The organism is Bradyrhizobium sp. 41S5 (genome assembly GCF_011516665.3).
Taxonomy (GTDB): domain Bacteria; phylum Pseudomonadota; class Alphaproteobacteria; order Rhizobiales; family Xanthobacteraceae; genus Bradyrhizobium; species Bradyrhizobium quebecense.
Genome location: NZ_CP083721.1, coordinates 2717616 through 2742325, shown reverse-complemented (window position 1 = coordinate 2742325; position 24710 = coordinate 2717616). Strand labels below are relative to the sequence as shown.

Genomic DNA, 24710 nt, shown 5'->3' with positions numbered 1-24710 from the left:
GGATCGACGGCCACCAGCGGGGCCGTGCATCCTTCGGGACGCGCGTGCCGCGCTCCTCAGGATGACGGGAATATGAGTGAACGCACTTGCTGGCCAATCCCATCATCCCCTCACACGCCCAAATACGCCTGCTTGATGGTGTCGCTGGCCGCGAGCTCCGCTGCCGTGCCGGCGGCGCGGATAGAACCGGCTTCCAGGAGATAGGCGCGGTCAACCACGCGCAGCACCTGCTGCACGTTCTGCTCGACGATCAACACCGTCAGCCCGCTGGCGCGGATGCGCTTGACGAGCTCGAACACCTGCTGCACCACGACCGGCGCGAGGCCGGCCGATGGCTCATCGAGCAGCAGCAATTTCGGGTTCGACATCAGCGCCCGGCCGATCGCGCACATCTGCTGCTCCCCGCCCGACATGGTGCCGGCCATCTGGTGCTGGCGCTCCTTCAGGCGCGGAAACAGCTCGAACACGAACTCCAGCCGCTCGGCGTAGTGCGCGCGGGCGCCGGGCATGTACGCGCCCATCTTCAGATTGTCGGCGACGGTGAGCCGCGGAAACAGCCGGCGATTTTCCGGCACATGCGCGATCCCGAGACTGACGATGCGGTGCGCGGGCGTCGCGATGACGTCGGTGCCCTCCATCGCGATGCTGCCCCTGATCGGGCGGATCAGGCCGGAGATCACGCGCATCAAGGTGGTCTTGCCGGCGCCGTTCGGGCCGATCACGCCGACCGCCTCGCCCGCCTTGACGTCGAGGCTGACGTCGAACAGCCCCTGGAAGCTGCCATAGCCCGCGTCGATCGATCGGAGCTCCAGCATGCCGGTCACGCCCCGATCCGGCGGCGCGCCTGCTCGGCGACGGCGGCAGCCAGGCTCGCATCCGCATCGGTGCCGAGATAGACCTCGATCACCCTGGCATCGCCCGCGACGTCCGCCGGCAGACCTTCGGCGATCTTCTCGCCGTGATCCAGCACCATCACGCGATCGACCACACGCATCAAGACACCCATGATGTGCTCGACCCAGATGATGGTGATGCCGAGCTCGTCGCGGATCCGGCGCAGCATGTCGGCGGCCTGGTCCATCTCGGTCTCGTCCAGACCGCCGAGGCTTTCATCGGCGAGCAAGAGTTTCGGGCCGGTGGCGAGCGCCTTGGCGAGTTCGAGCTTCTTCAACCCGGCCGCGCCCAGCCCCTCGACACTACTATGCCGATCGGTCGGCAAGCCGACCATTGCCAGCGCGCGTTCGGCCGCCTCCTCGGCCTTGCTGCGGCTGTGGCGGCCCTGGCCGTAGAAGCCTGCGAGCACGACATTCTCGAAAATGCTGAGGCGATGGAACGGCCGCGGGATCTGGAAGGTGCGGCCGATCCCGCCCACGATGATCCGGTGCGGGGCGAGACCGGCGATCTCGCGGCCGTCGAACAGGATCGAGCCCTCGGTCGGCGGCAGCGTGCCCGACAGCATGTTGAAGATCGTGCTCTTGCCCGAGCCGTTCGGCCCGATCAGGCCGAGGATTTCGCCCTGCTCGACGCGGAACGACACGTTGTTGACGGCGCAAAAGCCGCCAAACCGCTTGACCAGGCCTTCGACCGCGAGCACGGCGTCCCTTTCGCGAGCGAGCTATTTGTAGCTGTAGGTGGTGCCGGCCGGCAGCGGCAGCACGGTCTCGCGCTGCATCTGGCTCTTCGGCCACACCACATAGGATTTATCGTCGATATATTGCAGCACCACCGGGAACGAGCGCGCGTTCTGCCCGGCGTACTGCTCTCCCTCGCCGTAGAACTTCACGCCGTAGCCGAGCATAGTGCCACCCTCGGGAATGTCGGTGTCGAGCGCGGCCTTGCGCAGCGCATCGGGATCGATGCCGCCATACTTCTTGATGGCGCGCGGCAGCACGTCGTCGAGGAAGACATAGGCATTGGCCGCGCCGATGCCGACATGGGCGGAGCGGATCGGCACGCCGGGCTTCAGCTTGTCGAACTCCTCGCCGACCATCTTGATGACCGGCGGCAGCTTCGGGTCCATGGTCTTCTGATTGGCGAGCCAGATCGAGATCGGGTCGGTGTTGAAGAGATAGTTGGCGTCGGCGCCAAGGCCTTCCTTCAGCTTCTCGTAGACGCCATAGCCGGCACCGTGGCCGACGATGGCGCCGAACTTCAGCCCCTGCTCGCGCGCCTGCCGAAACAGCAGGGTGATGTCCGGATTGTAGCCGGTGTGGAAGATCACGTCGGGCTTGGCGCGCTTCAGCTTGGTGACCAGCGCCGATAGATCCGGCGCGGTCGCCGAATAGCCCTCCTTGAGCACGATGTTGAAGCCGGCCTTCTTCGCGCCGGCCTCGTTGCCCTTGGCGACGTCGACGCCATAGGCGCCGTCCTCATGGATGATGGCAACCCGGAGGTCCTTCGGCTCCTTGCCGAACTTGGACATCGAGTATTGCGCGATGAAGTCGGTCGTCATCATGCCATACTGGTTGCCGGCGGCCTGCGGGCGGAACACGTATTTGTAGTTCTTGCCGTCGAACACGCCCGAGGAGATGCAGGTCGTGATCCACATGAACCTCTTCATCTGCTCGACCCGGGCCGCCACCGGCACGCATTGCGCCGAGGAGAAGAAGCCCATCACCATGTCGACCTTTTCCTGCTCGAGCAGGCGGACGGCCTCGTTGATGGCGATGTCGGGCTTGCTCTGCGCGTCGGCATAGACCGCCTCGACCTTGTAGCCCTCGACGCCGGTCTTGGCGTAATGGTCGAGCATGATCTTGACGCCGGTATATTGCAGTTCCGAGCCGCCGCCGGCCAGCGGGCCGGTCAGATCGAAGATCACGCCGATCTTGATCTTCTTGTCCTGCGCATGCGCTGAAACAGCCACACCCAGTGCCGCAAGCGCGACAGACAGACCCGCGAGCCAGCGGGCGGCCTTCCTGACCGGCATGAATCCCTCCCCAGAGATTGTGCACTGCATTTTTTGTTTTCGTACCACCCTATCACAGGGGGAGCGGCCGATGATGTCAAGCGCGATAGCTGCGTCGCCACGGCGCAGGCTTGCGCAAAATTTTGGCCGAACGGACCGGCGGCGATGGGTCCGGACTACGCGGAGCCCAGAGGAAACCGAGGGCTTGCTACCGAGTCTCCGATGGCGTGTGATGACAACAAGCTTTGCGTTCTGGGGAATGCTAATGCAACCTATTATCTTCGAACTGCGTGACGTAGATGCCGACGTTGTCAAAGCTTGGGAGAAATACTTCAAGGGCATCGACAATGTACGAATCTCGCAGGGCGATATCTTTGAAACATCGGCTGATGCAATTGTGAGCCCTGCCAATAGCTTCGGTTACATGGACGGTGGAATTGATCTGGTATATCTCCGCCGCTTCGGCTGGGAACTGCAAACAAGGCTTCAGGCTCACCTCAGGGATGAGCACGATGGCGAACTGCCAGTCGGCCAAGCGACAATTGTCGAGACATTCGACACAGCGATTCCCTATCTCGTGAGCGCGCCGACCATGCGAGTGCCCATGAACGTCTCCAACACGACTAACGCCTATCTGGCATTCCGGGCCGCCATCCGGGCGGTGAAGCTGCGCAATCTCGAAACCCCTGGAGATGACATTCGCACGGTACTGTGCCCCGGACTATGTACGGCGATCGGCAGAATGCCACCGGACTTATCCGCACGACAGATGGCCGCGGCTTTCGAGGCTTGTGTACTCAATCAGTTTGTCGGACCCAGCGGTCACCGCTACTTGTTGGGGTTGTGATGATCAGACCTATCTGAGCAACGCTTGCAGTCGAAGGCATCTTGTGACTGCTGATCCAAGTCGCTATCGCGCACCACAGAAGCACCCGACCTACGCCGGCAGCTGCGTTTCGATGAACGCGGTGACGAAGCGCGGCATGGCGGCGGTGAGGTCGGCGCGGCTGCGGACCAGATGGATGCCAACGAGTTCGGGATTTTTCTGAAGCGCGAGATTGGATTCGATGCGTGCACGCAGCGTGTCAGCGGGCATGTCGACCCGCAGGATCTGCATCATTGCGAGCGCAACGCCGGTGTAGATGCAGTGCCAATCGGCATCCGCGCGGCAATCCGCTGCGGTGAGGCCAGTCTCCTCCTCGAGCTCGCGCATCACGCTGCCGGCGATATCGACGGTCTCGCCGCTGATGTCGTCGAGATCGGGCGTGCCGGAGGGGAAATAGATGCGTCCGGCATTCGCCGTCCGCTCGCCCATCACGCCGCACACGAAGGCGCCGTCGCTCGAGAGCAGCGCGCCCATGCCGAAGCCGTTGAATATCTCCCTGTCGGGAAATCCCCAGTCGCGCCAGGCGAGGAAGCTTGCGAAATCGGTCTCGAAATAGCTTGCGCTGAGCCGCTTGCCGGCGAAGACCGGATCGCGCCCGAGCAGAACGCGGCCGTTCCACAAGTTCGGGTTGAGCCGCTGCTGCTCGGCGAAATGCGCATCGATCTCGCCGCGCCGCTCGTCCGCGAACGGCCAGGGACGCCACTGCAATGCCAGATCGAGCGCGGTGACGCGACGAATCAGCGGAGACTGCATGTCACTCACCGCAAACTCATTTCGGCATGATCTCCGCGCAAATTACTTCGCGCTTCCGGTCGTCTTCTTGACCTGATCGACGTACTTGTTGGTGTAGGTCTTGGTGACGTCGATGCCGGCCTTCGCCACTTCGGGTGAACCTTCGCTGAACACGGCGAGCACCGCCTCCGCGCCCTTGGGATCCATCTTGCCGGTCTCCGAATACATCGGGATCGTGTTCTTCAGCGCTGCGAGATACTGCGCCCTGTCCTTTCCGACGATCTCGTCCGGCATCTTGGCCATGATGTCTTCGGCGGTGTGCGAATGGATCCAGGCCAGCGTCGCCATGATGGCATTGGTCAGCGCCTGCACCTCCTTCTCGTGGCCGTTGACCCAGGCCGTGGTCGAATAAAGCGCGCCACCGGGATATTCGCCGCCGAACACCGCAAGCGTGTCGTGCTGGGTACGGGTGTCGCTCAGGATCTTGAGATCGGAATGGCTGCCCTGCAGAACGGTAACGGCGGGATCGAGCATCACGGCAGCGTCGATCTGGCCCTGCTCCATCGCGGCGACCGCGGTGGCGCCGAGGCCGACGCCGATCACGGCGGTCCCGGCCGGATCGAGTCCGTTCTTCTTCAGCATGTATTTCAGGAAGAAGTCGGTCGAGGACCCCGGCGCACTGACGCCGACCTTCTTGCCGGCGAGATCCTTGACCGAGTTGATCTCGCCGGTGTGCTTCGGCGACACCACCAGCACGAGGCCGGGATAGCGGTCATAGACCACGAAGGCCTGCAGCTCCTGCTTCTTGGCCGCGAGATTGACGCAGTGGTCGAAGTAGCCGGAGACGACGTCGGCGCTGCCGCCGAGCACGGCCCTGAGTGCATCCGAGCCGCCCTTGAGATCGACCAGTTCGACCGCAAGCCCGGCCTTGTCGTATTCGCCAAGCTGCTTGGCCAGCACGGTGGGCAGATAGCACAGGCAGGCGCCGCCCCCGACCGCGATGGTGATCTTGCTTTGCGCCGCGGCAAGGCCCGTGGACAGGGTCAGCGCCAGCAGCGTTCCGGCAAGCTTGCCCAGCAGTTTGTTCATGACGTCCTCCATTCGACTGGCCGGCAAGATAGAGGAGCAAGCCTGCCTTGAGAAGGCGACTTTCCGGTTACTGGTCAAGCCTGCCGCCACGGCATAGCATCGCGGATACAGGAAAACGCCGAACGAGCACCAAGAATATTTCAAGGGAAACACCAAGGGAGGTCTTCATGAAGCGTATTGCAACCGCGCTGTCGATCGCCGCTGCCTTCGCCGCCGGCTGTGGCGTCACCCATCTGCTGCGGCCGGCGCTCGCCGCCGAGAGCATCACGGCGCAGGTCATCCACACCGGCGAGATGGAGGGCGACAAGCTCGGCGACGCCAACAAGGTCGGCTTCCGCTCGAAAATGTTCGTCTCGGCCGACGGCGCCACCGTCTCGATCCAGGACGGTAACGTGCCGAAGCACATGCACCCCAACACCAACGAGATGCAATTCGTGCTCGAAGGCACCGGCACGGTCTGGCTCGGCGACAAGGAAGTGACGGTCAAGCCGGGCGATTTGATCGTGATCCCGAAGGGCACGCCGCATGGCGGCACCAAGCCGAACGGCCGCGCCATCAAGGCGATCGCGATCAAGACGCCGCCGCAGGCGCCGGATGATACCAAGCTGCTGGATTGACGACGGCTTTCTCCCCCGTCATTGCGAGCGGAGCGAAGCAATCCATCTCTCGGCATGTGCGGACCGATGGATTGCTTCGTCGCTTCGCTTCTCGCAATGACGACGTTGCGCCCGTGCGCGCCAAGAGCCGGTTCCATTACATGACGATTGACAGATAATTCACTTGCCTCGCGTCCGCTCGCTTCATAATATGATTATCGTCATTTTACAGAGAGCGAACCATGAGCCTGGACGATCACCCCACGGTCAGGGCGGTGCGCGCGCGCAGCAGCCAGCACGTTCACGACGTCCCGGTTTCTTCGGAACTGCTCAAGCGGATCGCGCGCGAGTGCGGAGCCGATGACGTCGGCATCATCGAGTTCGAGCGCGCCGTCATCGCGCCGCAGCGCGACTTCATCCGCAAGGTCTATGGCCGGACGCGTACCCTGCTTGCGATCGTGTGCCACATGAACCGCGAGCCGGTGCGCTCGCCTTCACGCTCGGTCGCCAACGAGGAATTCCACGGCACTTACGATCACGTCAACGAAACCGCGCGTGCCATCGTGCGCGCGCTGGACGAGCACGGTATCCCGGCCTGCAATTCAGTCGCCGCCTTCCCGATGGAGATGGACCTGCCCCGGATCATGATGGTCCAGCACAAGCCGATCGCGGTGGAAGCAGGCCTCGGGCGGATGGGAATCCATCGCAGCATCATCCACCCGAAATTCGGCAGCTTCGTCCTGCTCGGCACTGTCCTGCTCGGATGCGAGGTGGACGCCTATGACCAGCCGATCGACTACAATCCCTGCCTGGAGTGCAAGCTGTGCGTGGCCGCCTGCCCGGTCGGCGCCATCAAGCCGGACGGCGGCTTCGATTTCCTGTCCTGCCACACCCACAATTATCACGACTTCCTCGGCAACTTCACGCAGTGGGTGGAGAAGGTCGCGGACTCCAAGGACGCCAAGGATTATCGCGCCCGCGTCCCCCGCACCGAGACGCTGAACATCTGGCAATCGCTGTCGTTCAAGCCGGGGTACAAGGCGGCCTATTGCATCTCGGCCTGTCCGGCCGGCGAAGATGTGATCGGCCCGTTCCTGCACGATCGCGACGCGCATTTCGCCGATGTGGTGCAGCCGCTGATCGACAAGGACGAGTTCGTCTACGTAATCCCGGATACCGACGCTGAGGACACGGTGACGCGGCGCTTTCCGCACAAGAAGGTCCAGCATGTCACGTCCGGCCGCCATACCGGCAGCATCCAGGCCTACATCTTCTCGCTCTCGCTCGGATTTCAGCGCGGCAGGGCGCGCGGTCTGGATTTCGTGACGCATCTGCGCTTCACCGGAGCAAGCGCGCTGGACATGACAGTCGTGATCAAGGGCAAGGATCTGCAGGTGGTGCCGGGGCGTCATGCCGGAGACGCGGCGCTGAACATCACCGCCGATACCCAGGCATGGCTGCGCATCCAGAACCGCGACCTCGAACTGGCCGACGCGATTGCCTCGGAGCTGGTGAGCTACAGCGATGAGAAGCTGTTCGCGGCCTACATGCGGTGCTTCCCGCTCTAACGATCACACCAACAGACCACCGCCATCCACGGCAAGAATCTGCCCGGTCACGTAGCTGTTCAGCATCAGATAGACATAAGCCGCGGCCGCCTCGCTCGGCGATGCGGCGCGCGGCAACGGCAAGCCTGCCACGTAGCCGCGCACCCTCTCCTCCGGCATCTGCTTGACGCGCTCGGTGAGAATGAGCCCTGGGCAGACGGCATTGACGCGGACCGGCGCAAGATCGACGGCAAGGCCGCGGGCAAGGCTCTCCATGGCACCCGCGGCCGCGGTGACAAACGGCATCCCCTTTTGCGGGCGGTGTGCCAGCAGGCCGCCGGTCAGCGTGATCGATCCGTTCGCTGCGATCACGCGGCTGGCGTGCTTGACCGCCGCGAGCGAGCCCCAGAAGCGAAGGGTCAGAGCCTCGCGCGCGGCGACGAGATCGAGATCACGCGTGGCTCCGAACGCCGGGAGGCCCTGATCGCCCGCCGTGATCGCGAGGTGATCGATGGCGCCGACCTGCTCGAAGAAGCGCGACACGCTGGCTTCGTCCCGCAGATCGACGGTCATGCCCGAAGATCCCGGCAGCCGCGCGACCGCCGCATCGACATTGGCCGGCTTGCTGGAGGCAATCACCACCTCCGCACCCTGCTCCCGCGCCAGCGCGGCGATGGCGAAGCCGATCCCCGACGATCCTCCGATTGCGATCACACGCTTGCCCGCGAGCGACATCATGGCGTCTGTCATGGCCTGTCCTCCGCCGCAGCTACGCGAAATAAGCGGGGTGATCGATGTCGGCGATCAGCCCGGGCTGCTGCGGCTGCCAGTCGAGCCGCGCGCGCGTCCGCGCACTCGAGGTCGGCACATCGAAGGCGGCGAACCGGCTGAACATGCCGAAATGCTCGGCCGCCTCCTCTGAAGACTTCGACACCAGCGGAAGGTTGAGGCGGCGGGCGATGACCTCGGCGATCGCCTTGAACGGCACGCCCTCGTCGGCGACCGCATGGAACGGGCCGCCTTCGACGCCGCGCTCGAGCGCGAGCCGGTAGACGCGGGCCGCATCCAGCCGATGCACGCCGGGCCAGCGATTCTGTCCGTCGCCGATATAGACAGAGACGCCCTTCTCGCGCGCAAAGGCGACGAGGCGCGGCACGAAGCCGTGGTCGCCGTGACCATGCACCGAGGGCGGCAGCCGGACCACAGCGGCATGCACACCGCGCGATGCCACCGCCATCGTCGTCGCCTCGGACGCACGCGGATAGGCCTCGGAGACCGGAATCGGCGGATCGTCCTCGGTTGCGACGCGGCCCTGCGCCACCCGCGCGACGCCTGATGTCGTGATCAGCGGACGTTTCGAGCCTTCGAGCACGGCACCGAGCTTCTCGATCGCCCGCCGGTCGTCCGCGCAGTTCTGCGCAAACTTCGAGAAGTCGTGGTTGAAGGCGCAGTGGATCACGGCGTCCGCCCGCGCGGCGCCGCTCGTCAGGCTGTCGAGATCTTCCAGTGTTCCGAAGTGAACCTCGGCGCCGGCGGCGGCGAGCGCTGCTGCGCCCTTGTCGGAACGGGTCATGCCGAGCACCCGATGGCCGGCGGCAATCAGATCATCAGTGACGGCCGAGCCGACCCAGCCGGTGGCTCCAGTGACAAACACGCGCATCAGCAAGTCTCCAGGTTTTGCTGGCGACAAATCTGGATCGTTGCGATATCGTGGTAAAGTAGTGATCTTATCATGGTATAATGGGTAACAGGATGAGCGAGCCGCTCGCGCATGAGAACCTTCTCGGCGCCTATCTGAAGGACCGCCGCAGCAAGCTCGATCCGGCGACGTTCGGCTTTCCACCGGAGCGGCGACGCACGCCGGGCCTGCGCCGCGAGGAAGTGGCGCAGCGCGCCAACATCTCGGCGACCTGGTACACCTGGCTCGAACAAGGCCGCGGCGGCGCGCCGTCAGCCGATGTGCTCGACCGCATCGCGCGTGCACTGATGCTGACGGAGGTCGAGCGCGAGCATCTGTTCCTGCTCGGCCTCGGCCGCACGCCCGAGGTGCGCTACCAGAAAAGCGACGGCGTGACGCCGCGGCTGCAACGCGTGCTCGACGCGTTGCTGCCGAGCCCCGCCGTGATCAGGACTGCGACATGGGACATCGTCGCCTGGAACCGGGCGGCGACCGTGATGCTGACGGACTACGGATCGCTGCCGCCGCGCGAGCGCAACGTGCTGCGCTTCATGTTCCTCGATCCGCGCGTCCGCGCCGCGCAACACGACTGGGCAAGCGTGGCGCGCTTCGTCGTTGGCGCCTTCAGGGTGGACGCGATGCGCGCCGGCGCGGCCGCCGAGGTGCAACCCTTTGTCGATGAACTCTGCCGGCTCAGCCCGGATTTCGCGGCGCTGTGGCGCGACAACGACGTGCGAACCCATGGCGAGGGCGTCAAGCAGCTCCGGCACCCGATCCTCGGCCCGGTCAAGTTCGAATATTCGGCGTTCGCGGTCGACGGCCGCTCCGACCTCAGCATGATCGTCTACAATCCTGTCGACCCGGAGGCGGCGGAGAAGATCCGCGGGCTGATGGAGGCCGCGCCGGCAGTGGCCTAGTCCCGCGCCGCCGCCGTAGGCCGCCAGACCAGCAGCCGCTTCTCCACGACAGTCACCGCCATGTCGATCAGGATGACGAAGGCCGACAGCACGAACATGCCGGCGAACACGCCGGCGACGTCGAACACGCCTTCGGCCTGCTGGATCAGATAGCCGAGGCCGGCCGCGGAGCCGAGATATTCGCCGACCACCGCGCCGACCACGGCAAAGCCGACCGAGGTGTGCAGCGAGGAGAACATCCAGGACAGCGCCGAGGGCCAGTAGACGTGGCGCATCAGCTGACGCTCGTTCATGCCGAGCATGCGGCCGTTGTCGAGCACCGTGGTCGGCACTTCCTTGACGCCCTGGTAGACGTTGAAGAACACGATGAAGAACACCAGCGTGACGCCGAGCGCGACCTTGGACGAGACGCCGAGCCCGAACCACAGCGCGAAGATCGGCGCCAGCACCACGCGCGGCAGCGCGTTGACCATCTTCACATAGGGGTCGAACACGGCGGCGACGCGCGGCTGCCGCGCGAACCAGAAGCCGACCAGGATGCCGCCGGCAGAACCGATCACGAAGGCGAGGATCGATTCCCACAAGGTGATCGCAAGATGCTTCCAGATCACCCCGGTCGCGAACCATTTTACAATCTGGCTGAAGACGTCGACCGGATTGGAGAAGAAGAACGGCGGCAGCAGCACCTTGCCGAAAACGGGCACGGTGGCAAACAACTGCCACAAGGCCAGTGTGACGACCGCGACCAGGGCCTGCAGGGACAGCAACGTGACGCGCGACATCAGGCGGCTCCCACCTGCGTCGACTGCACATAGCCTTTCATCACCTCGTCCTTCAGCACGCCCCAGATCTCGCGGTGCAGGGCATGGAAATCCTTCTCCATCCGGATTTCAGCGATATCGCGCGGCCGCGGCAGCGCGATGCGCCAGTCGCCGATGATGCGCGCGGAAGGACCGGCCGACATGATCACGACGCGGTCGGCAAGCGCGATCGCCTCCTCGAGATCGTGGGTGACGAACAGCACCGCCTTGCGGTCGGCGGTCCACAATTCCAGCAGCAGATTGCCCATGATCTGCCGGGTCTGGGCGTCGAGCGGGCCGAACGGCTCGTCCATCAGCAGGATCTTCGGATCGCGGATCAGGACCTGCGCGAGTGCGACGCGCTTGCGTTGGCCGCCCGACAGCATGTGCGGATAGCGGCCGGCGAAGGCGCCGAGCCCGACCGAGGTCAGCCATTGCTGCGCGCGCGCAAGCGCATTCGTGCGCGGCGTACCCCGGATCTCGAGCCCGATCGCGACATTGTCGATCGCGGTCTTCCACGGGAACAGCGCGTCGGCCTGGAACAGATAGCCGGCGTCGCGGTTGAGGCCACTGAGCGGCATGTCGAAAATCCGCGCCGCCCCGGCGGCCGGTTTCAGCAGCCCAGCGGTGACGTTGAGCAGCGTCGACTTTCCGCATCCGGTCGGGCCGACAATGGCGACGAACTCGCCATGCGCGACCGAAAGATTGGCCTGCTCGACCGCGGTATAGACCCGTCCATCCGCCAACCGAAACGCCACCGTCGCACTGTCAAGCGCGACCGCCGTCGGCTCCGTCATCGCCACGCATTCCTCCCGAATATCAGGCACATGGCTTAGCGGTTCGCTCGGGCAAGTTCAACGCAGGAAGATGGCGCAGCACGCGCTGAGGGACCGCGGTCACGCGATTTTCAGAGAGGCCAGGTGGCGCACTGCGCAACCGGGGTTGCGCACTGCGCCGACTTCGTCGAGGCTGCGGGCCAAGGCATGGACAAGGAGACAATCATGCGGATCGCAGTGGTCGGCGCCGGAGGTGTCGGCGGCGGCTTTGGAGCGGCACTGGCGCATGCCGGCGCCGACGTCACTTTTATCGCGCGCGGCGCGCACCTCGCAGCCATGCGCAGCGAAGGGCTGAGGGTTCAGGGCGGCCGCGGCGAAACCCATCTGGTCCCGACCCAGGCGACCGACGACCCCGCAAGCGTCGGCCCGGTCGATATCGTGCTGTTCTGCGTCAAGCTGTGGGACGTCGAAAGCGCCGGCGAGCACATCAAGCCGATGGTCGGTCCCGACACCGCGGTGATCCCGCTGCAGAACGGCATCGACGCGCCCGACCGGCTGATCCCGATCCTGGGCCGCGATGCCGTGATGGGCGGCGTAGCGCAAATCTCTGCCTCGATCATCAGGCCCGGCGTGATCAACCAGGTCGGCACCTTCATGCGCATGATCTTCGGCGAGCTCGACGGCCGCATCACGCCGCGCGGCAAGGCGCTGCTCGCGCTCTGCCTGAAGGCCGGATTCGACGCCACACTGAGCGAGCAGATCAACACCGAGCTGTGGATGAAGTTCGTCGGCCTCGCCACCAATGCCGGCATGACCGCGGTTACGCGCCAGCCGATCGGCAGGCTGCGCGACGATCCCGATCTGCGCCCGTTCTTCGTATCGGCCTGCGAGGAGATCATCGCCATCGCGCACGCCAGCGGCATCAAGCTGCCGCCGGACCCGCTTGCGAAAGTGCTCGACTTCATCGGCCACGCGCCGCCGGCGATGAAGGCCTCGATGGCGCTCGATCTCGAGCGCGGCAACCGGCTCGAACTGCCCTGGCTGAACGGCAAGGTGGTCGAGCTCGGCCGCAAGCTCGGCGTGCCGACCCCGACGCACGACTTCCTTTATGCCGTGCTGAAGCCCTATGCGATGGGCACGCCGTCGTAAGCAGGCGGTCGCGCGTTGGAGCAGCGGCGCCGCTCAGGCGTGTTGCGGCGGGGCAAGCGTGGCGACCTGATCAGGATGCACCGTGATGGCCGTGCCGCCATGTCCATCGCTCGCGGCGACGAAGGTCGATGCCATGTAGTTTCCGAGCAAGGCGATGCTGGCGGCGTGGACGCCGTCCGAGACGGTGATCGATCCGCCCGCGGTGTTGCCGGCAAAGCCCACGGTTTGCCCGGCCGCAAAACTGATATTGGCGAAATCGATCGCGTCGGCTCCCGTCATGCCGGCGACGGTGCCGGAGAAGCCTGTGGGGTCGTCGAGCTTCAATGTCCCGGAGCCTGATGCAAAGGAGATTTGCGCCGAGCTCGCCGACGCAAGCTCGAGGGTCTGTCCAGCTGGAATGATCGAGGGATCGCTGATCGTGAAGGCGCTGGACCAGGCGCCCCAGACGGTCCCGTCATTGGCCTTGATCCAGAGCGTGTCGGTACCTACTCCGACCTGATACGTAAGCTGGGAGAGTTGTGAGGCCGTGACGACGTTATCCTGATTTGGTTGCAGCTCGAAACCGTTTAGCCAGAAGTGGCCTTGTCCCCCTCCGCTATTCCACACATCATACGATGTGGCGGAACTACCGAACGGATCGGAATAGGTGAAGAGCGAGGAAGCCGCGAAGTTCTGGCCCGAAACGGACAGCGTGCTTGAATTGGTCGGGGTCACGACCGGACCGGTATCCGCTGGCGCAGTCACGGTGAAAGCGCTTGACCATGATCCCCAGACGAGGCCGTCGTTCGCGCGCACCCACAGCGTGTCCGCGCCCGAACCGGACTGATAGCTCAGCGATGTCAGTTGGGCCGCCGTGACGTAGTTGTCCTGGTTCGCCGAAAGTGCCACCCCGTTGAGAACCAGGTGCCCGCCGCCTATGCCCGCATTCCAGACATCATATTGGGTTGCGGGATCGTTGAACGGGTCGTTGTAGGTGAACAGGGACGAGGCCGCATAGCTCTGGCCATGGGTAGCAATGATGTTCGACACCGTTTCGACGGGACCACTGTCGACTGGAGCAGTGACGGTGAAGGCTCTCGACCAGGCCCCCCATAGAGTGCCGTCATTGGCCCGGATCCAGAGCGTGTCTGCGCCCGAGCCGGATTGGTAGCTGAGCGAGGCCAGTTGGGCGACCGTGATGTAGTTGTCCTGATTGGCCGCAAGCGCCACCCCGTTCAAAACGAAGTGCCCGCCAACAGTGCCAGTATCCCAGACATCATACTGGGTCGCAGCACTGTTGAACGGATCGCTGTAGGTGAACAGCGACGAGGCGGCAAAACTCTGGCCAGCGGCCGCAACGATGTTCGACACCGTCTCAACGGGTCCGCTGTCGACCGGAGCATTGACGGTGAAGGCATTCGACCACGCCCCCCACACCGTGCCGTCATTGGCGCGGATCCAAAGCTTGTCGATACCGGAGCCGGATTGATAGGTCAGCGACGCCAGCTGGGCGGCCGTGATGAAATTGTCCTGATTGGCCAGCAGCGCCGCGCCGTTCAGAACGAAGCTCCCGCCGACGGTGCCGCTATCCCAGACATCGTACTCGGTCGCGGGGCTGTTGAACGGATCGCTGTAGGTGAACAGCGACGAAGCCGCATAGCTCTGGCCGTGGGGTGCGACGATGTTCGACACTGCCTCAACGGGTCCGCTGTCGAGGGGAGCATTGACGGTGAACGCGCTCGACCACGCGCCCCACACCGTGCCGTCATTGGCGCGGATCCAGAGCGTGTCGATGCCGGAGCCGGATTGATAGGTCAGCGACGCCAGCTGGGCGGCCGTGATGTAATTGTCCTGGTTGGCGGGCAGCGCCACGCCGTTCAGAACGAAGTGGCCGCCGACGGCGCCGCTATCCCAGACATCGTACACGGTCGCGGCGCTGTTGAACGGATCGCTGTAGGTGAACAGCGACGAGGCCGCATAGCTCTGGCCGTGGGGCGCGACGATGTTCGACACCGTCTCAACGGGCCCGCTGTCAACCGGCGCATTGACGGTGAAGGGGCTCGACCACGCTCCCCACACGGTGCCGTCATTGGCGCGGATCCAGAGCGTGTCGATGCCGGAGCCGGATTGATAGCTCAACGAGGCCAGTTGGGCGGGCGTGATGTAGTTGTCTTGGTTGGCGGCAAGCGCCACCCCGTTCAGAACGAAGTCGCCGCCGCCTGTTCCCTTGTCCCAGACGTCATATTGCGTTGCCGCACTGTTGAACGGATCGCTATAGGTGAACAAGGACGAGGCCGCATAACTCTGGCCATGAGCCGCGACAATGTTCGACACCGCCTCAACGGGACCGCCGTCGACCGGCGCGGTGACGGTGAAAGCGTTCGACCATTGGCCCCACACCGTGCTGTCGTTGGCCCGGATCCAGAGCGTGTCCGCGCCGGAGCCGGATTGATAGGTCAATGACGACAGCTGCGCGGCCGTGATGAAGTTGTTTTGATTGGCGGCAAGCGCCACCCCGCTCAGAACGAAATGGCCGCCACCGGTGCCGCTGTCCCAGACATCGTATTGGGCGGCTGCGAAGCCGAACGGGTCGTAATAAGTGAACAGCGAGGAGACGGCAAAGCTCTGGCCGTGCGTTGCCGTCACGTTTGCGGCCGTCACCACGGGCCCTTCCGGGGTTGCCGTAAATTCGGTCCAGGCGCTCCAGAACACGCCGTTGAACGCCTCCACCCACAGCTGGTCGCTCGCGGGACCGAACTGATAGGCAATGCTGGACCACTGTGAGGCAGCGACGTCGATCTCGACCCCGTTCGCCTGCGCCACCCCGCCCACGGTGAAGTGCCCGTTACCGGTGGAGTCCCAAAGCGCATATTCGATGATGGGCAGAGTACCGCCCGTCGTATAGAACATGGACGACGCTGCAATCGAGGTTTGCACGCGGCCGGTTATGTTTGACGCGACCACCGTGGGCGCGACGTCGGTGGGGCCGGAATTGTCGATGACGAAGTCGCCGCCCTCGCTGGCGATCTGTGTCAACGAAACCTCAAATTGCGCATCCCAGTTTTGGCCGGGATAGCTGTTTCCCCATGGATTGCGAACGATGAAATTGCCCGTCGCGCTGTCATAGCCGACGACTCCGAAAGCATGGTCCGGGACCAGCTGGATATTTCCAGCACCGTCATACGTGTACGGAGACGTCGAGGGAATCTCGAGGATGACGTCGTCGTAGTTGGAGAGCGCTGCGATATAGACGGACTTGTTGCTGTACCAGGAGGATGAACTGCTCAGATAATAGTTGACGCTCGTCGCGTCGGTCAGATTCTCCAGGACGTCTGTCGGAGGGTCCGCGGAAATGTTGTTGTAGCTGTTGACCGCCGGGTGCCCGATCTGTCCCGTTGCACTGAGCTGCGCGTAGGCCTTCTCCACCAGGGCAACCCACATTGCAGTGGGCTGCTCATTATAGTTGTGGCCATAGTCAAGTTCGGTGCCACTGACGACTGGAAACTCGTCATTGACGGTCTCCCATGTCTCCTGACCATTGACATAGAAGCGCACGCCATAGGTGCCGTTTCCATTGTCCACGATCATGGAGCTCATGACCTGAGGGTGAAAGACGACGACGTCGATCAATCCCGACATCAGTTCGCAATCGCCGTCTGCTCCCTGACAGATGTCGTTGACGGTGGCAGCGCCCGTCGAGGAATACAACGGTCCGGTAACCGCGCTGTAGCCCTGCAATGTCCAGCCGCTCCCGCCTGCATCAGGCGGCAAAGTCGGGTCCGGAAGATCGGTCCCCTGGAACCACTTTCCGATCAGTTCAGACATCTGCGTCGACGTCGTGCCAACCTGCAGATTGCCGAGCGTGACGTGAGCAGTGCCGCCCCCTGTCCAGGTGGCGTTAGCCGGATTCCCATCAACGAGCTGAACGAAAAGATGGGAGACATAGTCCGATGTGGAGAGGCCGCTGTTCAGATTGGCCGCGATCAGCTGCAGCGAGTTCAGCTCATTCGCGGTGACGCTCCCGCGATTGGCGACATCCGCCAGTAACTGGATGGCTTCAGGGTCGGTGAAGACGCCGTCCGCGGCAAAGTTGAGCATGTCGGACTTGATGCCGCTGTCGACCAGGGAATTGACCCAGCTTGCCGTCATGGAATTCCTTCGCAAGTCTTGACGCAATACGATTGCCGTCGGCCCGGCCTTTCCTGGCGAGGTTGCGCGCGTCCGGTCGCGACGGATCCAGCAATAGAATACGTAACTATCGCCATAGTTGTGAACGAATTCGAAGCGTGTGTCGATCTTGCCGAACGCTGCCGCCAGCGAAGGGAACCGAATTATAGTAAAGATTCCTTAATGCATGGCTGATGCGCCGGCTCGTCACCTGGGAGAGCGCCGGGTGCAGCCCCCGGCAGCCGACCCCGAAGGCGCCGACGCCTATGTCTCGCGCGAATGGCGACCGGAATGGGTGCGCGAGCGCTATGACTGGCAGTTCACCTACGACGCGTTGAGCGTGCCGGTCTGACGGCAGGCGTTCGTCGCGCCTCGTGCTCCCGCGTCAGTGATGGCGACTGCGATGCGCCCGGCGCTTCGGAGGCGGTGGTGGCGCGAAAAACGGATTCTCCGAGCACATCGCACCCCGGCCCGACGCCGACGCCTGGCACTGCGGGATCGAGGTGAAGCTGCAATCGATGTAGCTTCCGCCGTACTTGCCCTGAAAGACGTGCATGCACACCGGATAGTTCGGATCGTAGGCCTGCCCGGCGGCAGGTCCGGCCAGGGCGACCGCAACTGCGGCGATCGCGAACAGTTTCAGGCGCATCGGTCTCTCCTTGTCGCTCGGAAGGTTTCCCCACAACAACAGGAGTTAGTCAACTGCGCCAGCGACGCGACGGCGCGCTAGTTGACAGGCTGACGCTGTCGTCGACCCCGCTCCCTGGTCGGCTTTTTTGGAACTTTGTAGAAGGGATTGACCGAGCATGTCGCCGATCGTCCCGAGGCCGTTGCCTGGCATTGCGGAAGCGACGTGAAGCTGCAATCGATGTACTCCGGCATCAGCCTGCCGCCATAGACTTCCATGCAGACCGGATAATTCGGATCGTACATTTGCGCGGCGGAGGGCCCGGCGATGCCAACGCCGATAGCGGCGATGATGGTGAATTTCAAGCGCATCGAATTCTCCTCAAGCATGGTCCGGGACGCCGGGCGCGCGGCTATCGCTGCTCGCCGGCCGGCTTGCCGTCGTCCTCACCAAGACAACGGATGATGAAGGCCGTGGTGTCCCGCGGCAGAACCTGCGCGGCCCGCGCCCTGAGGCGGCATTCGAGCTGTGCGATCTGGCGTGCCCGTTGCCGTTCCGACGGCAGCGTCGATTGCCGCAGCCGGCGCAAGGTCATCGGCGAACCATCCGACTCGAAGCTCAACTCGTACCGCTTGCCGTTCTGATCGGTGGCGGCGCAGGTGATGGTCGACACCTGCCGCGTGATGAAGCTTCCGACCTGGCGGCAGGAGCCTGTCGACATCTCGACCAGCGGCACCGGCAGACCATCGACACGCGGACGGTCGCTCGACTTCAGCAACATGCGGTCGACCGCGAGCTCGAACAGATTGTCCTGGGTGCGCTCGGTGCTCTCGCCGGAGAACGAGACGATGTGGCTCTTGTCGGCGGGATCGTCGAGCACGACGGTGAATTCGGAACGGCCGCGCAGGGTGTGGAAGTAGGCCACCGCCTTGCAGGTATAGCTGCGGCCGGCGACCGTGACATTGCGGCAGGTGCCGGACATCAACGCATACAGGTCGACGTCGTAGACCGGGCCGGCGGCAACGGCGAGCGCAGGCGAGCACACGACAGCAATCGCAATCAATTGAACGCAGCGGGAGATCATGCTGAAACGGTGGAGAACACGGTCGATGGAGAGGTCCATGGCGCAAGGTCGCCGATTTCCACGGACTGTGCAACGATGAAGCAGGCCGAAATGTGGACGCCCCGCAATCGACCGGGGAATGCAGCGAGCCGTGCTGAAGGGCCGCGCCGCTGGTGCCGCGCGTCAGATTTGCGGGCCGGACAGGGTGACCTCGCGCTCGGCGCGGAAGACGTTGCTGTAGAGATTCGCAATCCACTGACGGCCGCTTGCCGTCATGTTCAGGCAGTTGATGGCGCCCTGGATGTGCGGCGCGACCATATTCCAGTAGAATTGCGGATAGCGGTCGACGATATCGGCCGGCGATTCATAGCCGAGCTGACGGTTGATACCGACTTCCTCGAACTCGTGATAGAGCGCGTTGGCTTTCCTGATGTAGTTGGGATCGCCGAGCTGTCCGATGAAATCGGCGGCCCGGACGATCGCCGCCTCGTCGTCATATTGCAGGCCTTCGGGTGCCGGAAACCGCGTGCCTTCGATGTTGCGCGCGACACGCTCGCGATCGAGCGGGAGGACGGCCTCGAGCCTGTCGAGCACATAGAGCTTCGAGCGGTCGACGTGATACGGCATCAGGCCGGCATCCGACGAGCCACGCGGCAGCACGACCTTCTTGCCGGAGGCATCGACGACATAACCATCCGGTCCATCGCCCTTCAGCAGGCCGCGCACATAGCCGATGTCGTGCGTCAGGCAGGCGATGATCGTGTGCGTGTAATCCTCCGCGGTGACATGGGTGTGCAACGCGCGACCGCGGATGATGTCATGCCCGGCCAGCGTGACCAGCATGGTGTGCTCGACATTGTGGTAGAGCGCATCGCTGTTGCCGATGCATTCAAGCGCAATGCGGGCTGCGGCCGGCAGGAGTTCGCCGAAGCGCGCCTGCGAAGCCCCAAAGGTGCGGCTAACGTGCGTGGAGAGAAACTTCTCCAAAGCACCTGCCGCCAACTCAGGTAACGTCATCATCGATGCAGCCCCGACCGCGCAACGTTCCTCGCTCGCCCCGATCTCACCTCGTAGTTGGGCAGAACTATAGCGCATCTGCGGGCGTGGGGCTACGCGCCGGCGAGCGCGTGATTCGTTCCGCCGTACTTTCCCGGTCTTGCCGGCTGCGGCACCAAAACCGCTGATAATGGCATGAAGCGTGCATGATTCGGTTCAGCCGGGTTAATCTTACGGATAAAGACCATCATGCTTGTTACGCTCGTCGCCATCCTTTGCAATGCCCAGCTCTGCATGGAAAAGGTCGTCACCAACAGCGACCAATCCGGCATCACCATGGGCGCCTGCGCTGTGAGTGCCCAGATCGGCATCGCCGACTGGCTCGCCAAGGGGCCGTATCACGATTGGCGCTTGCAGAGCTATAAGTGCATCATGGGCAAATACGTACCCAAGAACGAAGTGTGATGTGTGCTCACAGCCCCCGAAGGGGCTGACCGGCTTCGCGTGCCCGACTGGAACGGCCTGCGAAACCGCGTGATGCAGGCGCGTGCACCTCGAGTCAAAGTCCATTTTATGGGCTATCACTGTCATTCACGATGGTGAGACGTGAGGTCGCCCAGGAATGGCCCGAGAATGCCCGCAACGCCGCTGATTGCCTACGCGCATGTCGGCAAGAGTTTTGACAATGGTCGCGTGGTGGCGGTCGACGACGTCTCGCTTGACGTGGCCGAGGGTGAATTCCTGGCTGTTGTCGGCGGCTCGGGCTCCGGCAAGACGACGCTGCTGCGGCTCGCCAACCGCCTGATCGAGGCCGACCGCGGCCGGATCGCCATCGAGGGCGAAGACGTCAGCCGCATCGACCCGATCCTGTTGCGGCGCCGCATCGGCTATGTCTCCCAGAGCGGCGGACTGTTTCCGCATCTCACCGTCGCCGGCAATGTCGGCATCACGCCGAAGCTGCTCGGCTGCCCGCGGGCCGAGATCTCGGCGCGGGTCGACGAACTGCTCGACCTGGTGCGGCTCGACCGCGCGCAACATCGCGACCGCCTGCCGCACGAACTCTCCGGCGGCCAGCGCCAACGCGTCGGCGTCGCGCGCGCGCTGGCTGCGAAGCCGCGCATCGTGCTGATGGACGAGCCGTTCGGCGCGCTCGATCCGCTGACCCGCGACGCGCTTGGCGACGACTATCGCACCCTGCATCGCGAACTCGCCTTGACCACGGTCATGATCACCCACGACATGACCGAGGCGCTGCTGCTCGCCGATCGTGTCGCGGTGATGCGTGGCGGCAAGCTGCTCGCTTTGGGCACGCCGGCGGAGCTTGCGGGCAACACCGACGCCTATGTCGGCGAACTCTTGCGTACGCCGCGGCGACAGGCGGAACGGCTGGGCGCATTACTGCCGCGGGACGGCACGGCATGAGCGATCCACGCTGGAGCGAGGCGCTCGCGCATCTGCCCGACTATCTCGGCAACCATGTCCGGGTCAGCGTCGCCGCGCTGGCGCTCGGACTGCTGATCAGCCTGCCGCTTGCGATCATCGCGCGCAACCGGCCGGTGCTGCGCGGCATGCTGCTCGGGCTTGCCAGCATCGTGCAGACGGTACCCGGTCTCGCGCTGCTCGCGCTGTTCTATCCGTTGCTGCTGGCGCTCACGGCGCTGACCGCGGCGTGGCTCGGCTTCAGCTTCTCCGCCTTCGGCTTCCTGCCGGCGGTGCTGGCGCTCGCGCTCTATTCGATGCTGCCGGTGTTGCGCAACACCATCACCGGCCTTTCCGGCGTCGATCCGGCGGTGCTGGAGGCTGCCCAGGGCGTCGGCATGACGCCGCGGCAATCGCTCACCATGGTCGAGCTGCCGCTGGCGCTGCCGGTGATGATGGCGGGGATCCGCACCGCCGCGGTGTGGGTGATCGGCACCGCGACGCTGTCGACGCCGATCGGCCAGACCAGCCTCGGCAACTACATCTTCGCGGGCCTGCAGACCCAGAACTGGGTGTTCGTGCTGTTCGGCTGCTTCGCCGCCGCCGTGCTCGCGCTTGTCGTCGACCAGTTGCTGGCGCTGATCGAGAACGGCTTGCGCAATCGCAGCCGCGTCCGGACCGCACTTGGCGGGCTCGGCATTGCCGCCCTCATCGCGGCGACGCTGGTACCTGCGATCGCGCGGCCGCAGGCGCGCTACGTCGTCGGCGCCAAGACGTTCACCGAGCAATATGTGCTATCGGCGCTGATGGCACAACGGCTGCAAGCCGCCGGACTGCCGACGACGACCCGCGCCGGCCTCGGCTCCAACGTGATCTTCGATGCGCTCGCGGCCGGCGATATCGACGTCTATGTCGACTATTCCGGCACACTGTGGGCGAACCAGTTCCACCACACCGAGGTCAGGCCCCGCGCCGAGCTGCTGGGCGAACTGAAGACGACGCTGGCGAAGCAGGGCATCACGCTGTTCGGCGAGCTCGGCTTCGAGAATGCCTATGCGCTGGTGATGCCGAGGAAGCGCGCCGATCAGCTCGGCATCCGTTCGATCGCCGACCTGGCATCGCACGCCGCAACGATGTCGATCGCCGGCGACTATGAATTCTTCTCGCGGCCGGAATGGGCCGGCATCCGGAAGGCCTATGGGCTGACGTTCCGCGCCCAGCGCCAGATGCAGCCGGATTTCATGTATGCGGCGGTCGCCTCCGGCGAGGTCGACGTCATCGCGGGCTACACCAGCGACGGGCTGATCGCGAAATACGACCTGGTTACGCTCGCGGACGACAGGCACGCGATCCCGCCCTATGACGCGATCGTGCTGCTGTCGCCAAAGCGGCGCGACGACGAGACTCTCAAAGCGGCGCTGCGGCCGCTGCTCGGCAAGATCGGCATCGCCGTGATGCGCGAGGCCAACCTGCGCGCGTCGGGCAACGACGCATCATCGTCGCCCGACGCCGTGGCGCGCTGGCTGTGGGAGAAGGTAGGGCCGAAATAACCCCATCGTCATTGCGAGGAGCGAAAGCGACGAAGCAATCCATCGTCCCGCGCATGCTGATGGATGGATTGCTTCGCTCCGCTCGCAATGACGGCGGCGGACGCGTGTTGCATCTCACAATCCCTTGATGATCCCCGCGTCGATCAACAGGCGGTTGAAGCGGCGCGCTTCTGCGCCGTCCTTGCAGGAATAGAACGCGCCGTTGCAGCGAAGCATGATCGCCTTCTGCTCCTCGAACGACGGATCGAGCGGAATGCCCGCGGCTTCCTGAATCACCAGCGGCAGATAGGCTGCGTCGATCGTGTCCATCACCGTCGGGCTCTTCACCGGTTCGAAGTTGATGGCGTCGATCGCGTAATATGTCGCGTAGTAGCGCGGATCGTAATCCATCAGCTTTTTGCCGATGCCGGCCTCGTCGAGCCCGGGATCGAGCAGCTGCGGCGAGAACTCCGGCTGATGATCGCCATAGCGCACGATCAGGAACGGCTGCGCCGGAAACCTCTTCTTCAACGCGGCAACAAAGCCGGCATAGTCGCTGGCGCTCATCGCCTGCCGGCGCAGATATTCGTCGACCGACGGCGAGTTGCCCGGCCGCTTCCATGCCGGCAGCAGCTCGGGACGGAATTTCCTCTCCCACGGGAAATGGTTGGCGGCGAGATAGACGAAGGTGAACAGCGGCGCGCTGAGCGTCTTCTGCTCGGCCATCAGCTTCAGCGCCTTGTCGTAGAAGAAGCTGTCGGGTTCGACGTCCTTCGCATGCAGGTCGTGCGCGTCGTAGAATTGCTGGATGCCGGTCGTGGTCTGGAAGCTGCGCGCGCTCATGAAGGCACCGAACGCCGGATAGAGCGACAGCGTGTCGTAGCCGCAGCGGCGCAGCGCCAGCGGCAGGCCGCGCTCGACCCGGCCCGATGCGATGCGGGTGACGAAATAGGCGAACCGGCCGAACGAGCGCGAGGACAATCCCGCCAGCACGTTGTACTCGGTGAACCAGCTCGGCCCGCCATTGCTCTCGGCGAGGAATTTTCGCTCAATGCCGTCATAGGACTTGAACTGGCTGCCATAGCCCGGCGGAACCTTGACGCCGGACGCGGCGCGGATGTCGAAGCTCGATTCATCATGGATCATGATGATGTTCGGCCGCCGACCGGCGGGGTGGCAGGCGTCGACCAGGGGCATCTTGAGCTGATCGCTCGCGCTCGGATCCGACTCCATGAAGCCATAGGCGACGAAGTCCGACACCGCCGTCACACCGGAGCGCGCGAACTTCGACAGATAGCCGTCGTCGTAATAGCCGCGCCAGGCCTCATCCGGCCAGGCGAAGGCGTAGCCCGAGAGCGCCGCCGTGCAGGCAAGGCAGGCGGCCGCGGCCGGCAGGCGGCGGATACGGAACGGATCGAGCCACCACAGCGCGTACATCAACGGCAGCGTGACGAGGCCGGCGCCGATGATCGACCAGCGCAGGTTCGGAAAGATCGTGAGCAGGAACGCCGCGGTGTCGCGATCGATCACCATCAGGTCGACGAAGTTCGCGGTCATCTGCACCACGTCGTGCTTGAACCGCGACAGCAGCACCAGTACCACGACCAACGTCAGCGACAGCGCGCCCGACAGCGCCGGCCGGCGCAGCAGCGCGACGAACAGGAAGTTGAGGATTCCCCAAGAGAGCAGGAAGCAGAGCCGCGAGCCGAAATCGGTCTCAGTCCGCAGCATCAGGATCAGCGCGCCGAGATGCGGGGCGGCGACCGCCATCAGCCGCCAGATGCCGATCGCGGCAAGACCGCCGGCCAGCGCGGCAACGGAAGAGTTTTGCTGAGGCGCGGGCGCCATGGGCGG

The 24710-nt window shown here is 64.3% G+C and carries 24 protein-coding genes; 9 read left to right on the top strand and 15 right to left on the bottom strand.

Translation table 11 applies throughout. From position 1 onward, the window contains the following. Positions 1 to 110: 110 nt before the first annotated feature. The 3 genes from HAP47_RS12885 to HAP47_RS12875 are packed head-to-tail and all read right to left on the bottom strand — an operon-like array spanning position 111 to position 2926. Complete coding sequence (locus HAP47_RS12885) at positions 111 to 815, bottom strand: ABC transporter ATP-binding protein (RefSeq protein ID WP_173640525.1); 705 nt, start codon at positions 813 to 815, stop codon at positions 111 to 113. 5 nt (positions 816 to 820) lie between these two features. Continuing rightward, the gene (locus HAP47_RS12880) at positions 821 to 1594 is read right to left on the bottom strand and encodes an ABC transporter ATP-binding protein (RefSeq protein ID WP_173637918.1); all 774 of its coding nucleotides are present in this window, start codon (positions 1592 to 1594) and stop codon (positions 821 to 823) included. 21 nt (positions 1595 to 1615) lie between these two features. Continuing rightward, positions 1616 to 2926, bottom strand: coding sequence for an ABC transporter substrate-binding protein (locus tag HAP47_RS12875; RefSeq protein ID WP_173637919.1), 1311 nt, complete (start codon positions 2924 to 2926; stop codon positions 1616 to 1618). A 211-nt stretch (positions 2927 to 3137) separates the two neighbouring features. Here HAP47_RS12875 and HAP47_RS12870 point away from each other — a divergent pair, with 211 nt between their 5' ends. Further along, positions 3138 to 3752 (top strand): macro domain-containing protein, encoded by a 615-nt coding sequence (locus HAP47_RS12870; RefSeq protein ID WP_173637920.1) that lies wholly within the window; start codon positions 3138 to 3140, stop codon positions 3750 to 3752. Positions 3753 to 3842: 90 nt separating this feature from the next. Here HAP47_RS12870 and HAP47_RS12865 read toward each other — a convergent pair whose 3' ends face one another. Continuing rightward, a complete protein-coding gene (locus HAP47_RS12865) occupies positions 3843 to 4544 on the bottom strand; it encodes an NUDIX hydrolase (RefSeq protein WP_173637921.1) in 702 nt (233 codons plus the stop codon). Positions 4545 to 4586: 42 nt separating this feature from the next. After that, a complete protein-coding gene (locus HAP47_RS12860; protein WP_173637922.1) occupies positions 4587 to 5612 on the bottom strand; it encodes an ABC transporter substrate-binding protein in 1026 nt (341 codons plus the stop codon). Positions 5613 to 5779: 167 nt separating this feature from the next. On the opposite strand from HAP47_RS12860, the gene HAP47_RS12855 reads away from it, so the two are divergent. Together HAP47_RS12855 and HAP47_RS12850 are read left to right on the top strand one after the other, a co-directional pair. Further along, positions 5780 to 6229 carry a cupin domain-containing protein gene (locus HAP47_RS12855; protein ID WP_173637923.1) on the top strand — a complete coding sequence of 150 codons (450 nt, stop codon included), beginning with the start codon at positions 5780 to 5782 and terminating at the stop codon, positions 6227 to 6229. A 221-nt stretch (positions 6230 to 6450) separates the two neighbouring features. Continuing rightward, positions 6451 to 7776: a 4Fe-4S binding protein gene (locus HAP47_RS12850; protein WP_173637924.1), complete on the top strand. Its 1326-nt coding sequence runs from the start codon at positions 6451 to 6453 to the stop codon at positions 7774 to 7776. A gap of 3 nt (positions 7777 to 7779) precedes the next feature. Here HAP47_RS12850 and HAP47_RS12845 read toward each other — a convergent pair whose 3' ends face one another. Beyond that, positions 7780 to 8505, bottom strand: a complete 726-nt coding sequence (locus HAP47_RS12845) for an SDR family oxidoreductase (protein ID WP_173637925.1) — start codon at positions 8503 to 8505, stop codon at positions 7780 to 7782. 19 nt (positions 8506 to 8524) lie between these two features. Continuing rightward, positions 8525 to 9415 (bottom strand): SDR family oxidoreductase, encoded by an 891-nt coding sequence (locus HAP47_RS12840; protein ID WP_173637926.1) that lies wholly within the window; start codon positions 9413 to 9415, stop codon positions 8525 to 8527. Between the two features lie 92 nt (positions 9416 to 9507). Between HAP47_RS12840 and HAP47_RS12835 the strand changes: the two genes are divergently transcribed. Beyond that, positions 9508 to 10350: a helix-turn-helix transcriptional regulator gene (locus HAP47_RS12835; RefSeq protein WP_173637927.1), complete on the top strand. Its 843-nt coding sequence runs from the start codon at positions 9508 to 9510 to the stop codon at positions 10348 to 10350. Here the strand turns inward: HAP47_RS12835 and HAP47_RS12830 are convergent. Both HAP47_RS12830 and HAP47_RS12825 read right to left on the bottom strand, forming a co-directional pair. After that, positions 10347 to 11132, bottom strand: a complete 786-nt coding sequence (locus tag HAP47_RS12830) for an ABC transporter permease (RefSeq protein ID WP_173637928.1) — start codon at positions 11130 to 11132, stop codon at positions 10347 to 10349. The genes HAP47_RS12835 and HAP47_RS12830 overlap by 4 nt on opposite strands. Beyond that, on the bottom strand, positions 11132 to 11947 hold the full coding sequence (locus HAP47_RS12825; RefSeq protein WP_173640526.1) for an ABC transporter ATP-binding protein: 816 nt from the start codon (positions 11945 to 11947) through the stop codon (positions 11132 to 11134). Before HAP47_RS12825 ends, HAP47_RS12830 begins: the two co-directional genes overlap by 1 nt. A gap of 204 nt (positions 11948 to 12151) precedes the next feature. On the opposite strand from HAP47_RS12825, the gene HAP47_RS12820 reads away from it, so the two are divergent. Then, positions 12152 to 13075 carry a ketopantoate reductase family protein gene (locus HAP47_RS12820; RefSeq protein WP_173637929.1) on the top strand — a complete coding sequence of 308 codons (924 nt, stop codon included), beginning with the start codon at positions 12152 to 12154 and terminating at the stop codon, positions 13073 to 13075. A 33-nt stretch (positions 13076 to 13108) separates the two neighbouring features. On the opposite strand, the gene HAP47_RS12815 is transcribed toward HAP47_RS12820, so the two are convergent. Continuing rightward, positions 13109 to 17203, bottom strand: coding sequence for a C2 family cysteine protease (locus HAP47_RS12815; protein ID WP_173637930.1), 4095 nt, complete (start codon positions 17201 to 17203; stop codon positions 13109 to 13111). Positions 17204 to 17447: 244 nt separating this feature from the next. Between HAP47_RS12815 and HAP47_RS41305 the strand changes: the two genes are divergently transcribed. Beyond that, a complete protein-coding gene (locus tag HAP47_RS41305; protein WP_256460203.1) occupies positions 17448 to 17573 on the top strand; it encodes a hypothetical protein in 126 nt (41 codons plus the stop codon). A gap of 33 nt (positions 17574 to 17606) precedes the next feature. On the opposite strand, the gene HAP47_RS12810 is transcribed toward HAP47_RS41305, so the two are convergent. The 4 genes from HAP47_RS12810 to HAP47_RS12795 form a co-directional block, all read right to left on the bottom strand. Beyond that, a complete protein-coding gene (locus tag HAP47_RS12810) occupies positions 17607 to 17870 on the bottom strand; it encodes a DUF3551 domain-containing protein (protein ID WP_173637931.1) in 264 nt (87 codons plus the stop codon). A 77-nt stretch (positions 17871 to 17947) separates the two neighbouring features. Beyond that, positions 17948 to 18220: a DUF3551 domain-containing protein gene (locus HAP47_RS12805; RefSeq protein ID WP_173637932.1), complete on the bottom strand. Its 273-nt coding sequence runs from the start codon at positions 18218 to 18220 to the stop codon at positions 17948 to 17950. Positions 18221 to 18261: 41 nt separating this feature from the next. Continuing rightward, positions 18262 to 18894, bottom strand: a complete 633-nt coding sequence (locus HAP47_RS12800) for a hypothetical protein (RefSeq protein WP_231168851.1) — start codon at positions 18892 to 18894, stop codon at positions 18262 to 18264. Between the two features lie 201 nt (positions 18895 to 19095). Further along, positions 19096 to 19932, bottom strand: a complete 837-nt coding sequence (locus HAP47_RS12795; protein ID WP_173637933.1) for a metal-dependent phosphohydrolase — start codon at positions 19930 to 19932, stop codon at positions 19096 to 19098. 225 nt (positions 19933 to 20157) lie between these two features. Here HAP47_RS12795 and HAP47_RS12790 point away from each other — a divergent pair, with 225 nt between their 5' ends. The 3 genes from HAP47_RS12790 (at position 20158) to HAP47_RS12780 (ending at position 22877) form a co-directional block, all read left to right on the top strand. Beyond that, the gene (locus HAP47_RS12790; protein ID WP_074131807.1) at positions 20158 to 20373 is read left to right on the top strand and encodes a hypothetical protein; all 216 of its coding nucleotides are present in this window, start codon (positions 20158 to 20160) and stop codon (positions 20371 to 20373) included. A 168-nt stretch (positions 20374 to 20541) separates the two neighbouring features. Further along, positions 20542 to 21330 (top strand): ATP-binding cassette domain-containing protein, encoded by a 789-nt coding sequence (locus HAP47_RS12785; protein WP_173637934.1) that lies wholly within the window; start codon positions 20542 to 20544, stop codon positions 21328 to 21330. Further along, on the top strand, positions 21327 to 22877 hold the full coding sequence (locus HAP47_RS12780; protein WP_173637935.1) for an ABC transporter permease/substrate-binding protein: 1551 nt from the start codon (positions 21327 to 21329) through the stop codon (positions 22875 to 22877). Before HAP47_RS12785 ends, HAP47_RS12780 begins: the two co-directional genes overlap by 4 nt. Before the next feature lie 114 nt (positions 22878 to 22991). Here HAP47_RS12780 and HAP47_RS12775 read toward each other — a convergent pair whose 3' ends face one another. Then, positions 22992 to 24704 carry a sulfatase-like hydrolase/transferase gene (locus HAP47_RS12775; RefSeq protein WP_173637936.1) on the bottom strand — a complete coding sequence of 571 codons (1713 nt, stop codon included), beginning with the start codon at positions 24702 to 24704 and terminating at the stop codon, positions 22992 to 22994. Positions 24705 to 24710: the final 6 nt, after the last annotated feature.